Raw genomic sequence first — 3,265 nt, 5'->3', positions numbered from 1 at the left:
GCCATGCCCCGGGTCGCCAGCATCGACAGCACCATGCCGCCAAGCGCGCCCACAAGGGTCGAGACGGCGGCGATGTTGATCGTCTCGATCAGCGCGGGGAAGAAGGTGACGATATGGCCCGGCAGTTCGGCGACCTTCTCGCTCGCCTCGGCCAGGACCACGCGGGGGAAGTCCAGAACCCGCGTCCAGCCGTCCCAGAAGCCGCCCGCGTTGCGGTCATCGGCCACCATGAAGCCCGAGGCCATAAGCGCCACGAAGATCGCCAGCAGCATGCCGGAGTAAAGCCGTTTTCGGCGTGTCAGGGCGATATACTCATCGCGAACATGGGCCGGCCCCGGCCGGCTGTGGGGGCTGATCTCTGACATGTCGGAAACGTCCTTGATGGAAACGGGCCCCCGCGACAGGGGCCCGTTCGAGAAGTCTGGAAATTACTGGGATTTTGCCTTGCGGGCTTCGACGATCGACACATAGGCGTCATGGGTGATCGGCTTGAAGCCCAGGGATTCACCGGCCGAGATGTTGTAGGTGCAATCCTTGTCGGCCTCGTACATGCCTTCGACCAGCGCGGTCATCTTGGCCTTGACCTCTTGCGGCAGGGCCTTGCGCAGAACGATCGGGCCTTCCGGGATCGGCTTGGACCGCCAGATTTCCACCAGGTCGTTCATGTCGCTCAGGCCCGCGTCCACGGCCTTGCGCAGCGCACCCGAGTTGAAGCCGTCTTCCCAGTTGCCCTGGCCGTCGGCCCAGGTCACGCCGCCGTCGACGTCACCGTTGTTGACTGCAACGATGGTCTGTTCGTGACCGCCGGTGAACACGACCTCACCAAAGTAGTCGCCGTTTTCCATGGTCGCGCCGGTGGTCTGGGGGATCTCGATCGAGGGGATCAGGTAGCCAGAAGTCGAGTTCGGATCACCGAAGCCGAATTTCTTGCCCTTCAGCCCTTCGAGAGAGGTGATGCCGGCGTCCTTGCGGGCAAAACCGATCGAATGATAGCCGTAGGAGCCGTCGAGGTTGATCTTGACCAGCACCGGCTCGACCGCTTCCGGATCGTCCAGGAAGGTCTTGGCATAGCCCGAGGCACCCAGCCAGGCCATGTCGATGGTGCCTCCCAGCAGGCCCTGGATCACGCCGTCATAATCGGCGGGCGCGAACAGCTTGACCGGAACGCCCAGGGTCTCTTCGGTATAGCCCTTCAGGCATTCATGGCTGTTCAGACGGTCTTGGGCGTTCTCGCCGCCCAGAATGCCGATGCGGAATTCTTCGATCTGGTCCTGCGCGAAGGCAGGGGTGACAAGCGCGGTGGTGGTCAGCGCAAGGGCGATCAGGTTTTTCATCTTGGTTGCTCCCGTGGTGAAAAGCCCGGCCCCCACTGTGGAACCGGGCCGGATGAAAAGAGGTCAGGCAGGAATGGGCGCCGGCCGGGTGGTCCGGTTCAGCGCGCCGATCTCGGTGGATGTCGCCTCTTCCGAGAAGGACGCATCGGCACCATAGATGTCGCGGGCCACGCCGGTCGTCAGCTGCTCGGGCGTGCCGTCAAAGACGATGCGGCCGTGCAGCATGCCGATCACGCGGTCGCAATAGCGGCGCGCGGTGTCCAGCGTGTGCAGGTTGGCGATGACCGTGCGGCCATCTTCCTCGTGGATGCGGCGCAGCGCATCCATGACGATCTGGGCGTTCATCGGGTCGAGGCTGGCAATCGGCTCATCCGCCAGGATGATCTTCGGATCCTGCATCAGGGCGCGCGCGATGGCGACGCGCTGCTGCTGCCCGCCCGACAGGGCCTCGGCGCGCTTGGGCGCATGTTCGGCAATACCCAGGCGATCCAGGATGTCGATGGCGCGATGGATGTCGGCCTCGGGGAAAAGGTTGAACAGGCTGGTCAGGGTCGAGCGTTTGTTCAGCGTGCCATGCAGCACGTTCGACACCACATCCATGCGCGGCACCAGGTTGAACTGCTGGAAGATCATCGCGCAATCGGCCTGCCAGGCGCGCTTCTCCGCGCCCTTCAGCGCGGTGACGTCCCGGCCCTCGAAGACCACCTGCCCGCTGGTATGATCGGTCAGCCGGTTCAGCATCCGCAGCAGGGTCGATTTGCCCGCCCCCGAACGGCCGATGATCCCGATCATCATCGGGCGGTCCACCTGGATCGTGGCACGGTCAACGGCAGTATTCTTGCCGAAGGTTTTCGTCAGTTCGTCGATACGCAGCAAAGCGGCCCCCATCTGTCCTGCGCCGTCTGCTAAGGGGCCACCGCCAAGGTTTTGTATCACTTCAAAGAAAGTTTTGTGACGCCGCTCCTCCTGACCGAACTTCGCGCTAGTCCCCCGCTCCCGGCACCACCCGCCCACCTCAAAACAGGGCCCCCGCCCCGCCAAAGCGCGCACGCCCTCCCTCTTTGGTTTTCAAAAATATCCCCGCCGGAGGCCCGCATTTGTCCCAAGGGACAAATGCAATAAAATCGCGTGCGCCGCAGGCGCGCCTCTGGATCACGCTCCAAACCCCAAACCGACGCCCCCAGACCAAAGCCCCTATTGCGCCGCCAGGTCCTCCGCGACCGGCTCCAGCTCGACCGAGAATTCCGCTCCGCCCTGCTCCAGGTTCCGCCCCCGGATCGCGCCGCCAAAGCTCTGCACCAGACCGTAGGAGATCGACAGCCCCAGCCCCATCCCTTCCGAGGCCCCGACCTCTTTCGTGGAATAGAAGGGATCAAAGATCCGCTCGGGCTGATCGATGCCGGGGCCGGTGTCGCGCACCCGGATAACCGGCCGGCCGTTTGCGCCCCCCGCCGCCTCAAGGGTGATGGTCAGGGCCTTGCGCTCCGATCCCGCCATGGCATCGGCGGCATTGGAAATCAGGTTGACCAGCACCTGCGCCAGCCGCACCTCTCCGGCCATGGCGCGCACCGGCTGCGCGGGCGGCTGCCAGTTCAGCGCCACACCGTCCTTGGCCAGCCGCGCCTCGGTCACCTCCAGCGCGCTGGCGATCACCTGGCCCAGGTCGATGCGCCTGGCCGGTTCGCTTTCCTGCCGGGCAAAGGCGCGCAGGTTGCGGATGATCCGCCCCATGCGACCCGACAGCTCGGAAATCCGCGTCAGGTTCTGCCCCGCCTGGTCGGCCTTGCCGCGCTCCAGCAACAGCGATCCGTTCTCGGCGAACTGGCGGATCGCCATCAGCGGCTGGTTCAGCTCATGGCTCAGCCCCGCCGACATCTGCCCAAGGGCCGACAGCTTGCCGGCCTGGACCAGTTCTTCCTGGGCGCGTTTCA

Annotated in this window: 3 protein-coding genes and 1 pseudogene; all 4 read right to left on the bottom strand. The window is 64.7% G+C overall.

Translation table 11 applies throughout. From position 1 onward, the window contains the following. A pseudogene (locus ACEQXV_RS06480) lies at positions 1-365 on the bottom strand (phosphonate ABC transporter, permease protein PhnE); the annotation flags it as partial. Between the two features lie 63 nt (positions 366-428). Further along, the gene (gene phnD, locus ACEQXV_RS06475) at positions 429-1,334 is read right to left on the bottom strand and encodes a phosphonate ABC transporter substrate-binding protein (RefSeq protein WP_370268385.1); all 906 of its coding nucleotides are present in this window, start codon (positions 1,332-1,334) and stop codon (positions 429-431) included. Between the two features lie 63 nt (positions 1,335-1,397). Further along, positions 1,398-2,210 carry a phosphonate ABC transporter ATP-binding protein gene (phnC, locus tag ACEQXV_RS06470; RefSeq protein WP_370268387.1) on the bottom strand — a complete coding sequence of 271 codons (813 nt, stop codon included), beginning with the start codon at positions 2,208-2,210 and terminating at the stop codon, positions 1,398-1,400. 318 nt (positions 2,211-2,528) lie between these two features. Further along, on the bottom strand, positions 2,529-3,265 hold a 737-nt coding region (locus tag ACEQXV_RS06465; protein WP_370268384.1), incomplete at its 5' end, for a sensor histidine kinase.

It is taken from the genome of Nioella sp. (assembly GCF_964229645.1).
In the GTDB taxonomy this organism is placed as follows: domain Bacteria; phylum Pseudomonadota; class Alphaproteobacteria; order Rhodobacterales; family Rhodobacteraceae; genus Nioella.
The sequence above is the reverse complement of the archived record's forward strand: the minus strand, read 5'-3'. Positions and strand labels throughout refer to the sequence as shown.

What these genes read in the sequence shown, in the direction of transcription:
- phnD (WP_370268385.1), bottom strand. Translation starts at nt 1,334, where the DNA reads ATGAAAAACCTGATCGCCCTTGCGCTGACCACCACCGCGCTTGTCACC.